The 253-nt window shown below is 61.3% G+C and carries 1 pseudogene; it reads left to right on the plus strand.

Annotated features, from left to right (window positions below):
- Window positions 1–138: pseudogene (locus BV911_RS20190) on the plus strand (IS3 family transposase); the annotation flags it as partial.
- Between the last annotated feature and the right edge of the window lie 115 nt (window positions 139–253).

A 253-nucleotide genomic window follows, 5' to 3' on the forward strand; every position in this document is an offset into this window, starting at 1 on the left:
CAATGCCGTCTGCTGTCACTGACCCGCTCCGGCCTGTACTATCACCCACGGGGCGAAAGCACCGAGAACCTGGCACTCATGGAAATTATCGACCGGCAGTTCCTGGAAACGCCTTGGTACGGCTCGCTGTCAATCACGGTGACATAAGGGGCCATTTACCGGCGCAAATAGGGGCCACGCTCGGGATGTCGGTGGCGCTCTGGCGCGTGTGCTCACCACATAGCTAACGCGTGCCAGAGCGCGCTGGCCGTAG

Source organism: Pseudoruegeria sp. SK021, from assembly GCF_002119405.1.
In the GTDB taxonomy this organism is placed as follows: Bacteria; Pseudomonadota; Alphaproteobacteria; order Rhodobacterales; family Rhodobacteraceae; genus Meridianimarinicoccus.